Source organism: Mesorhizobium sp. B2-1-3A, from assembly GCF_006442655.1.
In the GTDB taxonomy this organism is placed as follows: Bacteria; Pseudomonadota; Alphaproteobacteria; order Rhizobiales; family Rhizobiaceae; genus Mesorhizobium.
In genome coordinates this window covers 79,013-98,551 of sequence record NZ_VFWK01000007.1, presented here as the reverse complement: position 1 = coordinate 98,551, position 19,539 = coordinate 79,013, and the positions used below count along the sequence as shown (strand labels likewise).

General features: G+C 62.6%; 17 protein-coding genes. 8 read left to right on the top strand and 9 right to left on the bottom strand.

Going from position 1 to position 19,539, the window contains the following annotated elements; translation table 11 throughout:
• The first annotated feature begins 6 nt into the window (after positions 1 to 6).
• Genes FJ977_RS27545 through FJ977_RS27525 form a run of 5 tightly spaced genes read left to right on the top strand, consistent with a single transcriptional unit; the run spans position 7 to position 6,631 of the window.
• Positions 7 to 1,023, top strand: coding sequence for a sugar ABC transporter substrate-binding protein (locus FJ977_RS27545; protein WP_140775326.1), 1,017 nt, complete (start codon positions 7 to 9; stop codon positions 1,021 to 1,023).
• A gap of 15 nt (positions 1,024 to 1,038) precedes the next feature.
• Positions 1,039 to 3,153, top strand: a complete 2,115-nt coding sequence (locus FJ977_RS27540; RefSeq protein WP_140775325.1) for an SMP-30/gluconolactonase/LRE family protein — start codon at positions 1,039 to 1,041, stop codon at positions 3,151 to 3,153.
• Positions 3,153 to 4,265: an SMP-30/gluconolactonase/LRE family protein gene (locus FJ977_RS27535; protein WP_140775324.1), complete on the top strand. Its 1,113-nt coding sequence runs from the start codon at positions 3,153 to 3,155 to the stop codon at positions 4,263 to 4,265. The genes FJ977_RS27540 and FJ977_RS27535 overlap by 1 nt, the downstream gene beginning before the upstream one ends.
• Positions 4,258 to 5,757, top strand: a complete 1,500-nt coding sequence (locus FJ977_RS27530; protein WP_140775323.1) for a sugar ABC transporter ATP-binding protein — start codon at positions 4,258 to 4,260, stop codon at positions 5,755 to 5,757. Before FJ977_RS27535 ends, FJ977_RS27530 begins: the two co-directional genes overlap by 8 nt.
• Complete coding sequence (locus FJ977_RS27525) at positions 5,741 to 6,631, top strand: hydroxymethylglutaryl-CoA lyase (protein WP_140775322.1); 891 nt, start codon at positions 5,741 to 5,743, stop codon at positions 6,629 to 6,631. The genes FJ977_RS27530 and FJ977_RS27525 overlap by 17 nt, the downstream gene beginning before the upstream one ends.
• 90 nt (positions 6,632 to 6,721) lie before the next feature.
• Here the strand turns inward: FJ977_RS27525 and FJ977_RS27520 are convergent, their stop codons facing one another.
• Together FJ977_RS27520 and FJ977_RS27515 are read right to left on the bottom strand one after the other, a co-directional pair.
• Positions 6,722 to 7,546 (bottom strand): universal stress protein, encoded by an 825-nt coding sequence (locus FJ977_RS27520; protein ID WP_140775321.1) that lies wholly within the window; start codon positions 7,544 to 7,546, stop codon positions 6,722 to 6,724.
• Positions 7,547 to 7,637: 91 nt separating this feature from the next.
• On the bottom strand, positions 7,638 to 8,171 hold the full coding sequence (locus FJ977_RS27515) for a flavin reductase family protein (RefSeq protein WP_140775320.1): 534 nt from the start codon (positions 8,169 to 8,171) through the stop codon (positions 7,638 to 7,640).
• Positions 8,172 to 8,667: 496 nt separating this feature from the next.
• Between FJ977_RS27515 and FJ977_RS27510 the strand changes: the two genes are divergently transcribed.
• A complete protein-coding gene (locus tag FJ977_RS27510; protein ID WP_140775634.1) occupies positions 8,668 to 9,000 on the top strand; it encodes a cytochrome c in 333 nt (110 codons plus the stop codon).
• 204 nt (positions 9,001 to 9,204) lie between these two features.
• Positions 9,205 to 9,714, top strand: coding sequence for a hydrolase (locus FJ977_RS27505; protein WP_140775319.1), 510 nt, complete (start codon positions 9,205 to 9,207; stop codon positions 9,712 to 9,714).
• An 11-nt stretch (positions 9,715 to 9,725) separates the two neighbouring features.
• Here the strand turns inward: FJ977_RS27505 and arcC are convergent, their stop codons facing one another.
• The 7 genes from arcC to FJ977_RS27465 form a co-directional block, all read right to left on the bottom strand.
• Complete coding sequence (arcC, locus tag FJ977_RS27500) at positions 9,726 to 10,628, bottom strand: carbamate kinase (protein ID WP_140775318.1); 903 nt, start codon at positions 10,626 to 10,628, stop codon at positions 9,726 to 9,728.
• A gap of 1 nt (position 10,629) precedes the next feature.
• Positions 10,630 to 11,631, bottom strand: coding sequence for an ornithine carbamoyltransferase (gene argF, locus FJ977_RS27495; RefSeq protein WP_140775317.1), 1,002 nt, complete (start codon positions 11,629 to 11,631; stop codon positions 10,630 to 10,632).
• 11 nt (positions 11,632 to 11,642) lie between these two features.
• Positions 11,643 to 12,857, bottom strand: a complete 1,215-nt coding sequence (locus FJ977_RS27490) for an arginine deiminase (protein WP_140775316.1) — start codon at positions 12,855 to 12,857, stop codon at positions 11,643 to 11,645.
• An 11-nt stretch (positions 12,858 to 12,868) separates the two neighbouring features.
• Positions 12,869 to 14,332, bottom strand: coding sequence for an arginine-ornithine antiporter (arcD, locus tag FJ977_RS27485; protein ID WP_140775315.1), 1,464 nt, complete (start codon positions 14,330 to 14,332; stop codon positions 12,869 to 12,871).
• A gap of 296 nt (positions 14,333 to 14,628) precedes the next feature.
• Positions 14,629 to 15,906, bottom strand: a complete 1,278-nt coding sequence (gene hemA / locus FJ977_RS27480; RefSeq protein ID WP_140775314.1) for a 5-aminolevulinate synthase — start codon at positions 15,904 to 15,906, stop codon at positions 14,629 to 14,631.
• 468 nt (positions 15,907 to 16,374) lie between these two features.
• Positions 16,375 to 16,989: a response regulator FixJ gene (fixJ, locus tag FJ977_RS27470; protein WP_140775633.1), complete on the bottom strand. Its 615-nt coding sequence runs from the start codon at positions 16,987 to 16,989 to the stop codon at positions 16,375 to 16,377.
• Positions 16,976 to 18,463, bottom strand: a complete 1,488-nt coding sequence (locus tag FJ977_RS27465) for a PAS domain-containing sensor histidine kinase (RefSeq protein ID WP_140775632.1) — start codon at positions 18,461 to 18,463, stop codon at positions 16,976 to 16,978. The genes fixJ and FJ977_RS27465 overlap by 14 nt, the downstream gene beginning before the upstream one ends.
• Before the next feature lie 261 nt (positions 18,464 to 18,724).
• Here FJ977_RS27465 and FJ977_RS27460 point away from each other — a divergent pair, with 261 nt between their 5' ends.
• Positions 18,725 to 19,534: a universal stress protein gene (locus tag FJ977_RS27460; protein WP_140775312.1), complete on the top strand. Its 810-nt coding sequence runs from the start codon at positions 18,725 to 18,727 to the stop codon at positions 19,532 to 19,534.
• Positions 19,535 to 19,539 lie beyond the last annotated feature (5 nt).

Here is a 19,539-nt window from a genome sequence, read left to right as displayed (position 1 = left end):
AAACCAATGCGACTTCTGAAAACGACAAGATGGCTTGCCGCGGCCTGTATCGCCCTGGCGGGAGTGGTCACGGCCAGCGCGCAGGACAAAGGCCTGGAAAATCCACGCTCGACGACGTTCCACAAGACGCTTGAAGGCAAGAAGGTCGTCTTTCTGCCGCTGTCGATGGGCTTCGACCTGACCGAAGGCTGGGCAGCCGTTATGCGCCAGCAGGCCAAGCGGCTCAACTACAGCTTCGAGATCCGAGATCCCGCCTGGAGCACCGATGCCGGCACCAAGGCGCTGCAGTCGCTGATCAGCGAGAAGCCCGATCTGATCGTAGCGCACAATCCCGACATCCAGTCCTACGCCCGCCTGCTGGCGCAGGCGCAGGCCGCCGGTATCAAGGTGGTGCAGATCAACCTCGAATCGAACACCCAGACCGACTCCTATGTCGGCGCCGACTGGACCGAGATCGGCGAGCAGGCGGCGCAGGCCGTGGTCGACAAGTGCAGCGCCGGCAAGGGCGCCTCGACCAAGGTGGCAATCGACACCGGGGTGCCGACGGCGGCGTCTGACGTCTTCCAGCTCGACGGTATCTATCGCGTGCTGAACCAGCATCCCGATATTCAGGTCGTCTCGCAGCAGGCCACCGAATACAATCCGGAAAAGGCGCGTTCGATCATGGACACCGTGCTGCAGCAGCATCCGGACCTCTGCGGCGCCATCGGCATCTGGGATAACCAGGATACCGGCACGGCGTCCGCCATCCAGCAGGCCGGCAAGAGCGCCCAGGTCTTCCTCGTCACCAGCGGCGGCGGCAACAAGGTCGGCTGCGAGAATGTCGAGAAGGGGCTGTTCAACCTCTACATCAGCTACAACGTGCCGCTGCAGGGCGAAATCCTGAATGCGGAGATCGCGCGCTTGCTGCTTTCCGACGGTGCCGCGGGCGAGACCAAGACGCTCTACTTCAATCCGCTTACTCAGATCACCAAGGCAAACGTCAACCAGCGCAATTGCTGGACCCTGGACGACCTGAAGTAACGGATAACAGGACCGATGGCCGCCAGTGACGTGCTGCTGCGACTGCGCTACCGGTTCGTGCCGGACCGCCTGTTCGGCGAACTTCTGACCAAGAGCTGGATTGACAACGTCATTCCGGCCCTTGCGTTGGTGATTACGGTTCTGGCCATGATCTGGACTATTCCCGGCTTCGTGTCGGCCGGGACGTTCTCGGATCTTGCCCGCCAGGTGTCGGAGTTCGGGCTCGTCGCGCTGGCCCTGACGATCGTCATCCTTTCGGGCGGCATCGACCTCTCGGTCGGCTCCGTGTTCGCCCTTTGCGTGCTGGCCGCGCTGGTGTCGATGAATGTGCTTGGCCTGCCGATCGGCGTGGCGCTCATCGCCACGCTGGCGACAGGAACTGCCTGTGGATTGCTGAACGGCGTTCTTATCGGCTACCTCAGGCTGCGCGCCTTCATCACCACGCTGGTGACGCTGGTCATCTACCGGGCGCTCTATGACATCATCTTTCCGCGCCTTGCCAGCGCCATCGTCGGCTCGATGCCGGTGTCCCCGACATGGGACCTGATCGGCTTCGGTTCGTTCCACGGCGTGCCGGTCTCGTTCGTCATCTTCGCCATCATTGCCATCGGCGCGCATGTCGTCCTCTCACGGCTCAGGCCGGGCTGGCGCCTGCGCGCGGTCGGCGGCGCGCGCCGGTCGGCATACAATGCCGGCGTCAACGTCAAGCTGACGGTCTGCCTGGCCTATGTCGCATCGGGCGTGCTGACCGCCATTGCCGCCTTCCTTTTTTCGGCCCGGCTTGGCAGCACCGGCGCCGACACCGGAATAGGATTGGAGATTTCGGTGCTGACCGCCGTCGTGCTTGGCGGCGTTTCGCTGGGCGGTGGCCGTGGTTCGGTCGGCAATGCGGTGATCGGCTCCATTCTGGTGCTGATCCTGACGAACGGGCTCATCCGGCTGTCGATGCCGGGCTCGGTCAACCAGCTGATCCTCGGCCTGGTTCTGATCGCCGCCGTGCTGTTCGACGCCAAATGGGTGAAGAACCGCGGCAAGCTCCTGAACAAGGTCTATGTGTCGCCGACCTATCTGCGCCTTCCCGAGCAAGCGGCCACGGTGGGAAGCAGCGTGCTGGCCGTCAACGACAAGCTCGGCGCCACGCAGCTGATCGGGCTCGGCGACGTCGAAGGGCCTGAAGATGTTGTGCTCGACCGTGACGACAATCTCTACACGGGAACGCGGCACGGCACGATCATGCGGTTCCTGGCGCCGGATTATAGGCGCTGCGAGGTTTTCGCCCGCATTGGCGGGCATCCTTTGGGGCTCGCTTTCGCACCCAATGGCGATCTTTTGACCTGTGTCGGCGGCATGGGGCTCTATCGCGTTGCGCCAGACGGAAAGGTCTCGAAAGTCACCGACGAAACCAACCGCAGCCTACTGTCGGTGATCGACGATTCGCGGCTGCGGCTTCCTGACGATCTCGACATCGCGCCGGACGGACGCATCTTCTTCAGCGAGGCGACGATCCGCTACGAGATGTCGGAATGGGCGGTCGATGCTCTCGAGGGCAGAGGCAATGGGCGCCTGATATGCCATGATCCGAAGACAGGCTCCACGCGCACCATCCTGCGCGGCCTGATTTTTCCCAACGGGGTCACCATCTGCCGCGACGGCCAGTCGCTGCTTTTCGCCGAGACCTGGGCCTGCCGCATCAACCGCTACTGGTTCGACGGGCCGAACAAGGGCAGACGCGAGATATTCATCGACAATCTTCCCGGCTATCCCGACAACCTCAACCGTGGCTCCGACGGCACCTATTGGATCGCGCTCCTCGGCATGCGCACCAAGACCTTCGACCTGGCCATGCGCAAGCCTGCCTTCCGCCGCCGTATGGCCAGGCGTATCGCCGCCGATGAATGGATGTTTCCCAATATCAATCGCGGCTGCGTGTTACGCGTGTCGGCGACCGGCGAGATCATCGATGCACTCTGGGACAAGGCTGGCGAGAACCATCCCTCGATCACCTCGACGTGCGAGCACAAGGGCTGGCTCTATCTGGGCGGAGTGTCCAACAACCGCATCGGCCGCGTCCGCGTCGAGGGCGCCGACCCGCAATGGACGGCGCATGACGATTATTGGGGGAAGCGCTGATGGTGGGCCTGGGCACATTGGTGCGCCGGCTGTTTTCAGCCGATGATGCCGGCATCAGCGTGCCGGCGATGGACGGCGTCTTCAAGCCGGACAACCGGCTGGAGGAGGCGGAGCGGCTGCTGGCCCTTCCCGGGATCGACAATCTCGTCGCGTCGCCGACAGGGCTGCTTTGCAGCAGCGACAAGACGCTTCTCAGGATTGTCCTCGACGGCACGCACATTTCGCCGGTCACCGTGGCGGAGTTTCCCGCACCGGTCACCTTTGTCGCATCGGCGCCCGATGGCCGGCTGGCCGTCGGGGTCGAAGGTGAAGGCCTGCATGTCGGCCAGGCAGGCACCTGGAAGCGGATCGAGCTCGCACCCGACATGACGTCGTGCCTCACCGCCGGCGTCTTTGCGTCTGACGGGGCGCTGTTGGTCTGCGTCGGCTCGCGCAAGCATTCGGCGCGCCATTGGAAGCGCGATCTGATGGAACGCGGCGCAAGCGGCGGCGTGTTCGCAATCGACCCCATCGGCGGCTCAGGCCGCGCGCTCGCCCAGGACCTGGCTTTCCCCAACGGCGCTGCATTCCTCGGCGATGGCCGCCTGGCCATCAGCGAAAGCTGGCGCCATCGTGTTGTCGCCATCGACCCGAAATCCGCGGTGCGTCCCATGGCGATGCTGGAGGATCTGCCGGCTTACCCCTGTCGGCTGTCATCCGCCGCCGGCGGTGGCCTGTGGATCGCGCTGTTCGCACCGCGACGGCAATTGTTCGAACTGGTGCTGCGCGAGGACGACTACCGCCGCGAAATGATGGCGACGATCGATCCCGACGAATGGATCGGGCCGGAACTTGCCGGGTCGGCGAAACCCGACCAGCCATTGAGCCAGGGCTCTATCCGGCAGATGGGCGTGCTCAAGCCCTGGGCGCCGTCGCGGTCCTATGGCCTGGTCGCCCGCTGCGACGACAAGGGCCTGCTTCGCGAAAGCTGGCACAGCCGCGCCGATGGCTCCATGCACGGCATTACTTCCATTTGCGAATATGGCGACCGCGTCTATGCCACGTCGCGCGGATCGGGCACGTTGCTGCGCTTGGCAGTGCCGGCAAATGACGGTGGATCCGTGCATGGCTGACATCGTCGAATTTCGCAAGGCGACCAAGGAGTTCCGCGGCAACGCGGCGGTGCGCGCCGTCGATTTCACACTCCGGCGCGGCGAAGTCCATGCACTGCTCGGTGAGAATGGCGCCGGCAAATCGACGCTGACCAAAGTGCTCGCCGGCCTCTATCCCTTGACCTCCGGCGAAATGCTGCTCGACGGCAAGCCGGTGAGCTTCTCGTCTCCCGGCGAGGCCATGAAACATGGCATCGCCATGGTGTTCCAGGAAACCAACCTCGTCCAGTCCATGAACGTCGCCCAGAACATCTTTCTCGGCGAGGAACGTTTTTTCAACCGGCTGCGCGGCGTCAACATCCGCGCGCAGCAACATCTGCAGCGGCTGAACTTCCATGTCGAGCCGACAGCGCTGGTGTCGACGCTCGGCGCGGCCAAGAAACAGATGGTCGAGATTGCCCGCGCCGTCCATCACAAGGCCCGCATCTTCATCTTCGACGAGCCGACTGCAACGCTCACCCCGGAGGAAAAGCAGCACTTCTTCGCGCTGGTCGAACGGCTGAAGGGCGAGGGCGCCTCCGTCATCTTCATTTCGCATGCGCTGGAGGAAGCGCTGTCGATCGCCGACCGCATCAGCGTGTTGCGCGACGGTGCGTTGATCGTCACCGACGATGCCCGCAATCTCACCCGTGAAAAGATCGTCCAGGCCATGGTTGGCCGGCAATTGACCGATGCACTCTATGGCGATGCCGCCGCGAGGCGCGTCGCCCGCCCTCCCGGCGACAAGGTCCTGGCCCTGGAAAATGTCTCGATGGGCAAGGCGGTGCGCAGCGCGACACTGTCGGTGTTCGCGGGCCAGGTCACCGGCCTGTTCGGGCTGGTGGGCGCCGGTCGTACCGAAATGATGAAGATCGCCGCCGGCGTGCTGAAGCGGGACTTTTTCCATGGCGGGCGCATCCAGCTGCGCGGCGAGACAGTGCGCTTTCGCGTCCCGCGGCAGGCCGTGCGGCGCGGCGTCGCCTACATCACCGAGGACCGCAAGCTCGACGGTCTCTTCGACACGATGGGCATCGTCCAGAACGTGTTCCTTGGCAAGCTGGCGAAGGCGTCCAATCCGGTCACCATGGTCGGCATGGGCGAGGCCAGGCGGCAATCGGCCGAATGGATCGAGGCCATGAAGGTCCGTTCGATCGGCAGCAACGCCAAGGTTGTGGAGCTGTCGGGCGGCAATCAGCAGAAGGTCGTGATAGCCAAATCGCTGATCCAGGAGCCGTCACTGATCATTTTCGATGAGCCGACTCGCGGCGTCGATGTCGGAGCGATCGCCGAGATTCATCGGATGATCGAGAAACTCGCCGATGCCGGCGCGGCCGTCGTGGTCATCTCCTCCTACCTGCCCGAAATCCTCAACCTGTCGGACCGCATCCTGGTGGCGCGCCAGGGGCGCATCGTCGAGGAGATGACCATCGACGAAGCATCGGAAGAAAAGATCATGTATGCCGCCGTCCACTGAACCGTTGCGCGTGGAACGCCAGGTTACGATCGTCGAAGTCGGTCCGCGCGATGGGTTGCAGAACGAAAAGCGGTTGGTCTCGACCGGGCAGAAGCTGCGCCTGATCCGCATGCTGGCCGATTGCGGTTTCGCCCGCATCGAGGCGACAGCCTTCGTCTCGCCGAAATGGGTCCCGCAGATGGCCGACCATGAGGCCGTCATGCGGGGCGCGGTGCGTCATGCGGGCCGCGTGCTTTCCGCCCTGGTGCCCAATGAGCAAGGCGCCCGGGCGGCGATCGCGGCGGGCGCGCAGGAGCTTGCGGTTTTCACCAGCGCCTCCGAGACGTTTTCGAAGCGAAACACCAATTGCACGATCGAGGAGGGACTGGCCCGTTTCGCGCCCGTGATCGCATTGGCGGCCGAACACGGCTTGCCGGTGCGGGGCTATGTTTCCTGTGCCGTCGACTGTCCCTATGAAGGCCCGATCGAGCCCGGCGCGGCCGCGAAAGTCGTCGCACGGCTGCGCGATCTCGGCTGTGCGGAAATCGCCGTCGCCGATACGATCGGCAAGGCAACCCCCGAACGCGTGCACGCCATGGTGCTGGCATGCCTCGCGGAGGCGGAGGCGACGCAGCTCGCCGGCCATTTTCACGATACCGGCGGCATGGCGCTGGCCAATGTCGATGCGGCATGGAGCCTCGGGCTCAGGGTCTTCGATTCCGCGGTAGGCGGGCTCGGCGGCTGCCCCTACGCCCCCGGCGCGGCCGGCAATCTTCGCAGTGGTGCGCTGGTGGAGCATTTCGCGTCGAAGGGGATCGCTACCGGAATAAACAGCGAGCTGCTGGCCAACGTGGAAAACATGCTTGCCGAAGCCATGTTCTTTGGCGAGCTGTGAGAGTTAAAAAGCAAAAGATTTCAAGTCTTTGCTACGCCCGAAGGGTAGAGGCTTCGGCGACAGGGATTGGTCGGAGGGCCGAACCCGCCATCAGTTCGACATCAGCCGATGAAGCCAGACTTCATCCAGCAGCGAACGGGTAACTCCGCCAAACGCCCATTCCCTCAGTCGGCTATGCCCGTAGGCGCCCGACACGATTAGGTCTGCCTTGACTGAGGCCAGGAAGTCTACCAGTCGATTTCCTTCCTCGTCTGACTTCAGGATTTCGGTTCGCGCCTTGATGCCGTGCCCGGCGAGGAAACTGGCGACGTCCTTGACTCCGTCCCTGATCCAATCGCTCGGATTGCGATCAATCGCCACGATGATGACTTCATTGGCCATGGCCATCAATGGCACGGCGTCTGCCACGGCGCGCCTCGCTTCCCGCGTGTCCTTCCAGGCGACGACGATCCGGCCGAGCGGCAAACTCGTCGCGCCAAGGGCAGCAACCAGGACAGGCCTGCCGGCGCGCAGCACCAAACTGCCCGGATCAGCCATACGGTAAGCGTCGCCCGTGGATGCGCCGAGCGAAGCGCCCGTGACGACGAGGTCGGCGAGAAGGGAAGCTCTGGCGAGGGCATGATCTGGATTCTCGACCGTGTCACGCCATTCCGCACTGACCGCTCCGGCGACGAGCCTGTCGAACTTGGAGTGCCTGTCATTAAGCCGTTGCCGGATCTCGATCCTCGATTGCTCCCAAAGTTCAGCAGCGATCGCCGCGCCCTCGGGCGCCATCGTAACCGGCAGCGGAGCGTCCGCGGCGCAGAAACCGATCAGCTTTGCATCGAAACGTTTGGCAAGATCGATGCCGACCTGCGCGAGCGGTTCGATCGGACCATCGATGCCCAGGTTCAACAGAATGGATTTGTAGCTCATCGGGGCGCTTCCGTTTCAGAGGTTCGGTGCACCGAAGCTAGCCTTGCAGGAACGTTCTCACCTTGATGTCGATCAAAACGGTTGCAGCCGCTCAGGGGATACGGGATTGGAAATGAACCATTTCGCCGTCCACGACAAAGGCGCCATTTCCGACGTGGTGGATCGTCTTCGGGTTCGGTTGAGCCGGGTCGATCCATGCTTTCAGGACCTCGAGGACGAACAGGTTATGTTTGTCCACCAGGCGTATATCGATGACCCGGCATTCGAGGTTGGCAAAGCACTCGGCGATCAGGGGAGCCGAAACGCGCTCGGCGGGAAGGGGCGTCAGCCAGGCTGTCGCGAACTTGTCAGTGTCGCGTCCGGAGCAGTTTCCGACCTTGACGACTTTCTCCGCGAGGCCAATGGCAGGGATCGCGACCACGCATTGCTTCGTTTGACGCAAAGCGAAGAAGGAGAAGTCGTCGCTCGACACGACGCAGGCCATGGTCGGCGGCGCGATTCCCGCCATCATGTGCCAGGACATGGTCATGACGTTCGCGCGGCCCTGCTTTGATCTGGTTGTCAGAAGGACAACGGGACCAGGCTCGATCAGCCGATAGACTTCGGCAAGCGGCAGTTCCTTCATTGCGTCCTCATTCCACTGTCTGCATGGCAATTGCTCCGGCGCCATCGTGCCAGGCAATGCCCTTCCTCGCCTTGATCAATGTCAAAATCGGGAAGCGGCGGATTGCGAAGGGGTAGCCGAGAGGTCCATGCGAGTCTGTGCCGCTGGGGCCGATTGATCTTGATCAATGCATGCCGGAATTGACCTTGCGATGTTCGATCAGAGCCACACAAGGATCAGTTCATGTCCACTGGAGGCATTCTCTTTTGGGGCGTCCTGCTTTGCCTCGCTTGGATCGTCGGGATCGGCATCTACTTCGAAATGACGTCCTCCAGGAGACGCAAGCCCTCTGCGGTGAGCTATGGCTTCGGCCGCCGTTCAAGGCCGCGCCACCCTAAGACCAGGCCGTGATGTGGAAGGCGGAGGCCAAGGAATTTTACAATGACTTGGAAGGGACGACATGCGCGTAGCCACTCTCGCTCCTTAAACTGACATGATCAAGCAAGGCCTGACGACAATGCGATCCCACCCGGCGCTCTCGATCCCACTACTTGTGTTCGCACTCGGCTTTGCATCGTCAGCCTATGCTGTCGAAGACCCGCAGATCGCTTATGGGAAAAGACTGGTCGAGAAAAACTGTGCCCGCTGTCACGCGGTCGGTCCGGGCGGCGAGAGCGCCCATCCGGACGCGCCGCCTTTCCGGTTGTTGCACCGGCGGTACCCAATCGAAGATCTTCAGGAAGCTCTGGCCGAGGGGATATCCACCGGACATCCGGACATGCCCGAGTTCGTAGCTTCTCCTGACCAGATCTCCGCGATTATCAGTTATATCCAAAGCCTGGGCCGATGATGCCGGCCGACAGCAATCTCATCGACGCGCCTGCCACTCATTGCGAGCCGGCCTGGGTCTGCGAGATCATCAGACCGATCTGCGTAGCCGCTTGGCCACGGACCGGCTTCAATGTGCGTCAATCGTGGTTCTTTGCTGCGTTGACCGGAATCAATGATGGCGGGGTCGTCAGCTGGTCTGATGTGCCCGTATCAGGAGGTAGCCATGCAGACGAACGAAACACCGCGCTATGATGCGAGCGTGAACACGATGGGTTGCTGCCCAAAATTCAACCCGGGTGGCTGGGACGATCAGGAATTGCACTTCACCGACAAGCCGTTCGTGAAGGCGACGACCCACAGCATCATGCATGTTCCGGTGAACATGAGCAGCGTCTTTGCCCGTGTCAACGAGCACATCGACGACGCGGGCGCTTCTGCCGAAAGCCAGTCCATCGTCCTAAGCCGCGATCTCTCGCCTTGGACGAGCGAGCACCTTTTTTCGGTTTCAAAGGCCGTGCCCGAGGAGGAAATGGCTACGCTGACAGGCGACTTCGTCACCAAAGTGTTCGAGGGAGCGTTCGAGCAGGTAAGGGGTTGGCACGAGGAAATGCTTGAACTCGCGCGCCAGCACAATCCCAAAGCCAGCGACGTGTATTTCTTTTATACGACCTGCCCAAAATGCGCCGCGGCATATGGCAAGAACTACGTTGTAGGGGTAGCCAGGATTTCCTGAGCCCGGCAAGGCTAGGGTTCGAACCATGTGCCCTGGCGCCGCTTGACGATCTCCGCCGCGTCCTCGAGCCGGCCGATCGCTGCGGGATTGCCCGTCGCCTGGACGAACTCGATCGCCGCACTGATCTTGGGTCCCATCGAGCCGGCTGGGAAATCCTTTCCCGAAAGTTCAGTTGCTCCGACATTGCGCAGTGCGCGGGCATCCGCCGTGCCGTAGCCCAGATAGACCGCATCGACATCCGTGAGCATCAGCAGCATGTCAGCCTTCAACTGGCGCGCCAGCAGCGAGCTGGCCAGGTCCTTGTCGATGACGGCTTCGACGCCGACCATGGCGCCATCTTCGCGCGCGACAACGGGCACGCCGCCGCCGCCTGTGCAGATGACGATGACCCCGTGGTCGACGAGGAAGGAGATGACGGATGCCTCTAAAATCTCGATCGGGCGGGGCGAGGGCACGACCCGGCGCCATTTATCGCCATCGGGCGCTACGGACCAGCCGTGCTCCGCTGCGAGCCGTCGCGCTGTCGCTTCGTCATAGACCGGGCCGATCGGCTTTGTGGGACTGGAAAATGCAGGATCGCGCGGGTCGACTTTCACCTGCGTCAGCAGTGTAGCGTATAGTCTCTGGGAGGCGAGATTGGCGAGCTCCTGCTCGATCATGTAGCCGATCATCCCGGCGCTCTCCGCGCCGAGAACGTCGAGCGGAAAAGCGCCGTCCGGTGAGGCAGCCGACTGGAGCGCAAGCAGGCCGACCTGCGGGCCGTTGCCATGCGTGATGACGAGCGAATGGCCTTCGCCAATCAGCGTCGCCAAGGCTGACGCGGCGCGGATGACGTTCGCACGCTGGTTTTCGGCAGTCATCGGTTCGCCGCGCCGCAACAGCGCGTTCCCACCGAGCGCAACGACGATCAGCATGTCAGTTGCCGATCGTGGCGACTAGCAGCGCTTTTATCGTATGCATGCGGTTCTCCGCCTGGTCGAAGACGACCGAGGCACCGGACTCGAACACCTCATCGGTGGCCTCCATGCAATCGATGCCGAATTCGCGCGCGATATAGGCGCCGACTTCGGTCTCGGTGTCGTGGAACGCCGGCAGGCAATGCATGAACTTGACATGCGGATTGCCGCTCGCCGCCATCAAATCTTTCGTCACCCGATAGGGCGTCAGAAGACGGATGCGCTCCGCCCAACCGGACTTGTCCTCGCCCATCGACATCCAGACATCGGTGTAGATGAAGTCGGTATCCTGGACGCAGCCGGTCATGTCTTCATCGAGTCGGAAGCGGCCCCCGCTGCGTTCGGCGAGCCCCCTGACATGATCGCAGAATTCTTGGTCGGGCCAGAGTTCCTTCGGCGAGGCGATGCGCATGTCGATGCCGACCTTGGCTGCCCCCAATGCCAGCGACTGGGCGACATTGTCCCGACCCTCGCCGACGAATGCGACGGTCATGTCCGAGAGATGCTTGTGCGTGAATTCGCGCATCGTCATGAAATCGGCGAGGATCTGTGTCGGATGGGCTTCGTCGGTCAAGCCGTTGTAGACGGGCACCCCGGCATGCGCTGCCAGCATTTCGGCCTGGTGCTGCGCAAATCCGCGATATTCGATGGCGTCATACATCCGCCCGAGGACGCGGGCCGTGTCCTTCATGGATTCCTTGTGCCCGATATGGCTGCCGGAGGGACCGAAATAAGTGACGTGGGCGCCCTGATCATAGGCGGCCACTTCGAACCCTGTCCGCGTGCGCGTGGAGTCCTTTTCGAAGATGAGGGCGATGTTCTTGCGAACGAGGCGCGGTATCTCGTGCCCGGCCTGCTTGGCTGCCTTCAACTCGGCTGCCAGCTTAAGGAGGAAGCGGATCTCTTCGGCTGAGAGGTCGTCCAGCGAGAGCACCGAACGGCCATGCAGGTTGATCGACATTGGGTGTCCTTTCAGAGTGGGTCGCGAGCGATGGGGCAGGTCATGCAATGGCCGCCGCCGCGACCGCGGCTGAGCTCAGCCCCCTCGACGGTGATCACCTCGATTCCGGCGCGGCGCAGAAGTGTGTTGGTATAGACGTTGCGATCGTAGCCGATGACGACACCCGGCTCGACCGCGATCACGTTGTTGCCGTCGTCCCACTGCTCGCGCTCGGCCTCGTAGCGGTCGCCGCCGGTGGCGATGATCCGCAGCGATTTCAACCCGAGAGCTTCTGCCACGACCGTTGTGAAGGGCGCTTCTTCCTCCCTGACCTCGACCGCCGCATCGCCGTCTCCGGGCCGGATCGAGAAGGTGCGCAGCCTTTCGACCACGGGCGGATACATGGTGGCAAGGTCCCGGTCGCAGAAGGTGAAGACGGTGTCGAGATGCATGAAGGAACGGTCGCGCGGCATCAGTGCCGCGATCACGTGCGTGGCTTCGCCGGCAGCGAACAGGCTTCGGGCAACATCACCGACCGCCTGCGGCGTGGTGCGTTCGCCCATGCCGACGAGAACGACGCCTCCGCCGACGGGCATGACGTCGCCGCCTTCCAGGCTGATGCCCGTTCCTGCCTGGGGTGAAACGAATGGGATGCCGCTGTCGCGAAACCTCGGATGGAAGCGGTACACCGCCTCGACATTGGCCGCTTCCGGTCGTCTGGCCGGCCAATACATGGCATTCACGGAAACCGAGCGGTAAATCCAGCAGGAGCTGTCGCGAGTGAACAGCTGGTTCGGCAACGGCGGCAGCACGAAGTCCTGCGGCGCGAATGTCCGTCCGGTCAGCCCTTTGGGCTCGAACGGCAGTTCGGCGCGGGCGATGCCGCCGACGAGGCAGGTTGCCAGCAGGCCGGCCGACATCTCGTTCAGCCAGCCCCGCATCTCGTCGACCATGTCGAGGCCGACGACGCCGGCATGCACCCGGCGATCGAGAAGCCAGTCGTGGGCCTTGCCGATGCCCATGGTTTCCGTGAGCAGTTCGCCGAACGAATGAACGATCACGCCGCGCTCGCGCAGGGCGTCGACGAAGATGTCGTGCTCCTGGCGAGCGCGCTTCACCCAAAGCACATCGTCGAACAACAGCGACCTGCAGTTGTCTGGTGTGAGCCTGCGCAGGCTGAGATCCGGCCTGTGGACCATCACCTCGCGCAGGCGGCCGACTTCTGAATGAACCCCCAGATTTGTCATAGGATAGCCTCTCAAAGCGCGCTGACGGCGCCGGTCCACATCTCGTAGACGGCAAGGATTGCGACTGCGACGAGCGCGACTGCGATGACGGCTTCCACCGGGTGGAAGACGCGCTGATTAGCCTCGCGACGGGCCCAGACGTAGAAGATGATGCCCGGAGCATAGAGGATCGCGCACATGAACAGGTACGCAGGCCCCGCCGCATAGACGAGCCACAGCCCGTAGGCCGTTGCCAACACACCGGCGAAGAGCGGCCCGGCGCGCCGTTCGCCAACCCGATAGCTTTCTCCAGTCAATGCCAGTTTGGCGGCGAAGGCTCCGGAGAAAATATAGGGCACGAGGATGGCGGCCGAGGCGATGTAGAAGAGCGCCTGATAGGTACTCTGGGCGAAGAGCGTGATCACCAGGAAGGCCTGGACGAGGACGTTGGTGACCAGCAGCGAGGTCGAGGGAACGCCGCGTTCGCTTTCCCGGCCGAAGAACTTCGGCATGGTTCCATCCTTTCCGGCGACATGCGGAACCTCCGCTGCAAGCAGCGTCCAGCTCAAGAAGGCGCCGAGCACAGAGACGACGAGCGCAAGATTGATGAGCACGGCGCCCCAGGGCCCGACAACCGCTTCCAGTACGCCTGCCATCGACGGGTTCTTCAATGCCGCGAGTTCCGGTTGGCTCAGAATGCCGAGCGAAAGCAGAGAGACCAGCGCGTAGAGCGCGAGGCAAGTGAAGAAGCCGATGACTGTCGCCGTCGCGATGTCCTTGCGCCTCTCGGCACGGGCGGAGAAAACGCTGGCGCCTTCGATGCCGATGAAGACCCACAGCGTCACCAGCATGGTGCTCTTGACCTGAGCCGCGATGGTGCCGAGCGAGGCATTGCCGAGCCCGGTGAAGTCGAGCGTCCAGACACTGAGCTTGAAGGCCACGGCGACGACGCCGACAAACAGTACGACAGGCGCGATCTTTGCCACGGTCACGATTGTGTTGACGATCGCTGCCTGGCGAATGCCTGCGAGGATCAGAAAATGGATGAGCCACAACAGAATCGAGGCGCCGAGCACCGCCTGCCACGTATTTCCGTCACCGAAGGCGGGGAAAAAATAGGACAACGCGCTGAAAACGATCACGGCGTAGGAAACGTTGCCGACCCATGCGCTGATCCAATAGCCCCAGGCGCTGTTGAACCCGATAAAGGGTCCGAACCCTGCCTTGGCATAGGCATAGGGACCCGCATCGAGATCAGGCCGGCGTACCGCCAGGGACTGATAGACAAACACCAGTGCGAGCATGCCGACGGCCGTGATCGCCCAACCGATCAGGACGGCGAGCGGACCGGCGCCGGCCGCCATGTTCTGGGGCAGGCTGAAGACGCCCGAGCCCACCATCGACCCGATCACCAGCGCTGTCAGCGATCCCAGTCTTAGCTTCGTCGATGTCGCGGCTTCCCTGGCTGGAATGTTGACTTCTGCTGTACTGGACATGATGCCCTCCCGGATTTGGAACAGTGGGAGGATCCAACAGGAAACAAAGCCTGCCGGCCTTGATGCTGGTCAATTCCCGATTGTCTTGCGCCGAAGGTTGGGTTGAGAGGCATACGAATCTGCAGGCGTTGGACGGCCGCGAGCCAGCTCGTTCACCCATTGCTGAGCCTGCTCGGCAGCATGGACGAGGGAGGTATGGGAGAGAGAATGTGTCATGACCGGAGCCTTCCACCCCGCTTCTTTCCATCAATGAGAGATGCACGCATTGCGCGGGATCAAGATGGCTGCCCTTGGTGTCAGCCGCCCGCCTTTGCTGTCAGCAGGGGAATGATGCGGTCGGTCTTGGCGACCGAAGGTCGGCCGGCGGAGCCGTAGGGAATGCCGAGCGCATCCCAGGTCTCGACCAGCGCATCCTGCAGTTCGGCGATCAGCGCATCCGAATGGAACGGCGTCGGCGTGATGCGCAGCCGCTCGGTGCCGCGCGGCACGGTCGGGTAGTTGATCGGCTGGATGTAGATGCCGTGAACGCCAAGCAGCCGGTCGCTCGCCATCTTGCAAAGCTCCGGATCGCCAACCAGCACCGGCACGATATGGGTCGCGGAGTCCATCACCGGCAGGCCGGCGGCCGCCAGGATCTGTTTGGTTCGGCTCGCCTGCTGCTGCTGCGCGTCGCGCTCGGCCTGCGATTGCTTGAGATGGCGGATGGAGGCGGTGGTGGCGGCGGCGATCGCCGGCGGCAGCGCCGTGGTGAAGATGAAACCCGGCGCATAGGAGCGAACCGCGTCGATCACCGCGCTGGTGCCGGTGATGTAGCCGCCCAGCGTGCCGAACGCCTTGGCCAGCGTGCCCTGGATGATGTCGATGCGGTCGGCAAGGCCTTCGCGCTCGGTGATGCCGCCGCCGCGCGGTCCGTACATGCCCACGGCATGGACCTCGTCGATATAGGTCATGGCGTTGTAGCGCTCGGCGAGCTCGACGATCTCTCTGATCGGCGCGATGTCGCCGTCCATCGAATAGACGCTTTCGAAGACGATCAGCTTGGCGCGCTCGCGGCCCGCCGCCTGCAAGAGGCTTTCCAGATGCGCGACGTCATTGTGGCGGAAGATCTTCTTTTCGGCGCCCGATCGCCGCACGCCCTCGATCATCGAGGCGTGGTTCAACTCGTCCGAGATGATCAGGCAGTTGGGCAAAAGCCGGGCAATGGTCGATATCGAGGCCTCGTTGGAGACGAAGCCGGAGGTGAAGACCAGGGCCGCGTCCTTGCCGTGCAGGTCGGCAAGCTCCTGCTCGAGCTCGACCAACGGGTTGGACGTGCCGGAGATGTTGCGGGTGCCGCCGGCGCCCGAGCCCATCTTGCCGGCCGCATTCTGGAACGCTGCGATGACATCCGCGTGCTGGCCCATGCCGAGATAGTCGTTGGAGCACCACACGGTGATTTCCTCGGCGCGGCCGTTGGAGCGCCAGATGGCGCGCGGAAACTTGCCCGCGATACGCTCGAGATCGGCGAAGACACGATAGCGACGCTCGGCGTGGAGCTGGTCGATCGCTTCTTCGAAGAACCGCTGGTAGTTCATGTCGGAATGTCCTGTGCAAGAAGCTGGCCGCCATCTGCGACGGTTCGGCCTCAACCTAGGGGCTGGGAGCGGTCTGCGCTTTGAGCTATGTCAAATCACGGGACACCCAGATGCCTCATTATAGGCAGGTCTCCTCAATGCAAAACCGTCCAAAAACTGATTCAAATCAAAGCGCGGAACTGCAATTTGGCCCACGCTGGCCGGATGTGGAATCCAATAGCAAGCGCTCCGTTTGGCCGCAGCCTCGAACTAGCCGTTCTGGATGAAGAAGGCTTACATCCGCTTGTATTTCCCTGCGAAAAAGGCCGGGAGGGATGGCGGCATGCCGTTACCGGTATCCGCGTCCATATTCGGCCGACCCACTGGCGCGACTGGCATCTCCGAGAAGATAGGGTGGCCTCGCTCCGAAACGCGCCTTAGAGCGGTGGTTCCGGGTGGAGAACCTCTGCTCGTCTTTCCCCGAATGCCCTAATGTTGGGGGCCGGCGATCAGGGCCATGCGCACCAGATGCGAGAGGCTGCCGGCGCCCATCTTGCTCATGACATTGGCGCGATGGATCTCGACCGTGCGCGGGCTGATCCCCAGATCGTAGGCAATCGTCTTGTTCGGTAACCCGGAAACAAGCCCTTCCAGCACCTGGTGCTCTCGCTCCGACAGCATGGCGAGATTCTTCCTGATCTCCGTCGATTGCGGGTGTGCCGCGGCGGGCTGGCTGCGGTGGTCCAGCGCCGAGCGAATTGCATCGATAAGCACCTGATCGTCGAACGGCTTCTCGATGAAATCGGCAGCGCCCTCCTTCATCGCCTGGACGGCCAGGGCGACGTCGGCGTGCCCCGTCATCACGATCACCGGCACGCCGAGGCCACGGGCTTTCAGTTGCCGCAGAAACTCGATGCCATCGATGCCGGGCATGCGTACATCGCTGACGATGCAGCCTTGGATCTCCTTCGGTTCCGTCGCCAGGAATGCCGTTGCCGATTCATAGAGGCGCACGGCAAAATCGGCTGTCGCCAGAAGGAAACCCAGCGACTTGCGAACGTCGACATCGTCGTCGACCACATGAACGATATCATTGGCCACCAGCGACCTCTTCCTTCTCCACGGCGCGCAAAGTGAATCGGAACGCTGTCCCGCCGCCGGGCATTGCTTCCGCCCAAATATGACCGCCGTGCGACTCGACGATAGTGCGACAAATGGACAGGCCGACACCCATTCCGTGTTTCTTGGTGGTGACGAAAGGCTGAAAGAGTTGGGCTGAAACCTCCGGCGCCAGCCCCGGGCCCGTATCAATCACACCAACTTCAGCCATGCCATCCCGCCGTGACACGGTAACGACATGCAATTCCCGCCTGGGCGCGCCCTGCATGGCCTCCACGGCGTTTCTCATCAGATTCAGCAACACCTGCTCGATCTGGATTCGATCGGTCAAAACAAGCTCGGCCGCCGGGTCGAGATCATAGCTGACGCGCACGTCTGCTTCCCTGGCGCCGACCAAAGCGAGCGATGAGGCGTCCTCGATGAGCGTTAGCAGACGTTCGACCTGACGCTCGCTTTCGCCCCTGGCGACAAAATCCCTGAGGCGACGGATCACGTCGCCAGCGCGAAGGGCCTGCTCGGCAGCCTTCTCGACGGCATCCCGCAGCATGGCGGCGTTCTCGTCCTTGCTTTTCTCGAGGAGGCGGCGGCTGCCTTTGAGGTAGTTCGTGATGGCCGTCAGCGGCTGGTTTATCTCATGCGCCAATGTCGAGGCCATTTCACCGAGCGCGGTGAAGCGTGCCATGTGAAGCAGCTCCTGCTGCTGCTCCTGCATCCTGGCTTCCGTTCTATGACGCTCCGTCAGGTCGCGGCAAAAACCGGTGAAGAAGCGGCCCGTTCCGGGATGCATTTCGCCGACCGCGAGCTCCATCGGAAAGGTCGATCCGTCCTTGCGCATCCCGGTTACCGTACGCCCGAGTCCGATGATGCGGCGCTCTCCCGTCGTCAGGTAACGCTGCAGGTATGCATCATGCTCATCCCGGTATGGCGAGGGCATCAGCAACTTGACATTCTGACCGATGACCTCGCCGGCCTTGTAGCCAAACAATGTTTCGGCCGCCGTGCTGAAGGATTGGATGTTGGCGCTTTCGTCGATGACAACCATCGCATCCGGCACGGTAGCCAGGATCGAACGCAGGTGATCCTCTCGCAGCTGAAGCGCGGCGTTCGCGAACGACAGATCGCTGACATCGGTGCCTTGAACAAAGATTGCGGTGATCCGGCCATCCCTGGCCCTGATGGGCTGGTAGACGAAGTCCAGGATACGCTCCTCCGCAAGCCCGGTCTCGGCATTGCGCAGGACGACCTTGATGCCGCGCCCGACATAGGGATCTCCGGTTTCGCTGACGCGATCGAGCAATTCGAAGAATTCCTGGCCCTCGAGCTCGGGCAGGGCCTCGCGAACCGATTTGCCGATAACCTGCCGCTGACCGATCAGGCGCTGGTAAGCCGCATTGGTCAGTTGAAAGATGTGGCCAGGCTCGCTGAGCAGGGTCATGAAACCCGGAGCCTGCTCGAACATCAGCGCGAGCAGCTCGTGCTCCGGCAAGTTGGTGCCTTGTTCCGGTGGGCCGCCGGCCAGCGGTGATGCCTTGGCGACGGCTTCCGACCAGTCTTGCTCCTTGGTGCTCACGAGCAGTCTCCGGATTGAGAGGCAGCAGCGGCCGCTGATGTAGCATTCATCGTTCCGCGCACCAAACAGCGGTTATTTGATCGGTATCAAGGTGCCGCGGACCGCACAATGCAAATGACAAGCATTCCACGTTCCGAGCGAGGTGCCCGCATGTCCTACAAAACGATACTCGTCAACCTGACCGTTGATGCAAATCCCGCTCCGATCTTAAAACTGGCGACGGAGCTGGCGCAGCGGTTCGACGCTCACCTCGTAGGCCTTGCTGCCGCGGACGTTCCGCCTTTGGTGACCACGGGAGAGGGCCTGGTCTACGAAGGTGAGGTCATGCAGATCCAGCGCACCGAGATCGAGAAGCGGCTTGCCGAATTGCGCGACATCTTCGAGAAGCTTGTCCCGGGCGAGGTCAGCAGCGAATGGACCCAGTACGTTTGCGCGCCAACCCGCGCTCTCGGCCTGGCCGCCCGTTCGGCCGATCTTGTTGTGACCGACGACGGCGGCGACGATGTCTTCCGCGCCGTCGATATCGGAAGCCTGGTGCTCGGGGCCGGTCGCCCGGTGCTGGTTGCAGCGGCCAATGCCGAACATCTCGTCGGGAAAACCGTCCTGGTCGCCTGGAAGGACAGCCGCGAAGCACGAAGGGCCTTGTCCGATTCCTTGCCGTTCCTCGCCAGGGCCAAGGAGGTGGTCGTTGCCACGATGGAAGGCGATTCGGGAGAGGATGTTCGAAACAGCCTCGCCGACGCCGCGGTGTTTCTTGAGCAGCATGGCATCATGCCGCAAACCGAAGTGATCGCCGGTGCCGCGGATGGTGAGACGCTGTTGGCGTTTGCCCGCTCGATCCATGCCGATCTGATCGTTTCCGGAGCCTACGGTCACAGCCGGCTCAGGGAATGGGTCTTTGGTGGTATTACGCGCTCGCTGATCCGCGAGAGTGGCATCAGTCGCCTTCTTTCCAACTGACTGTC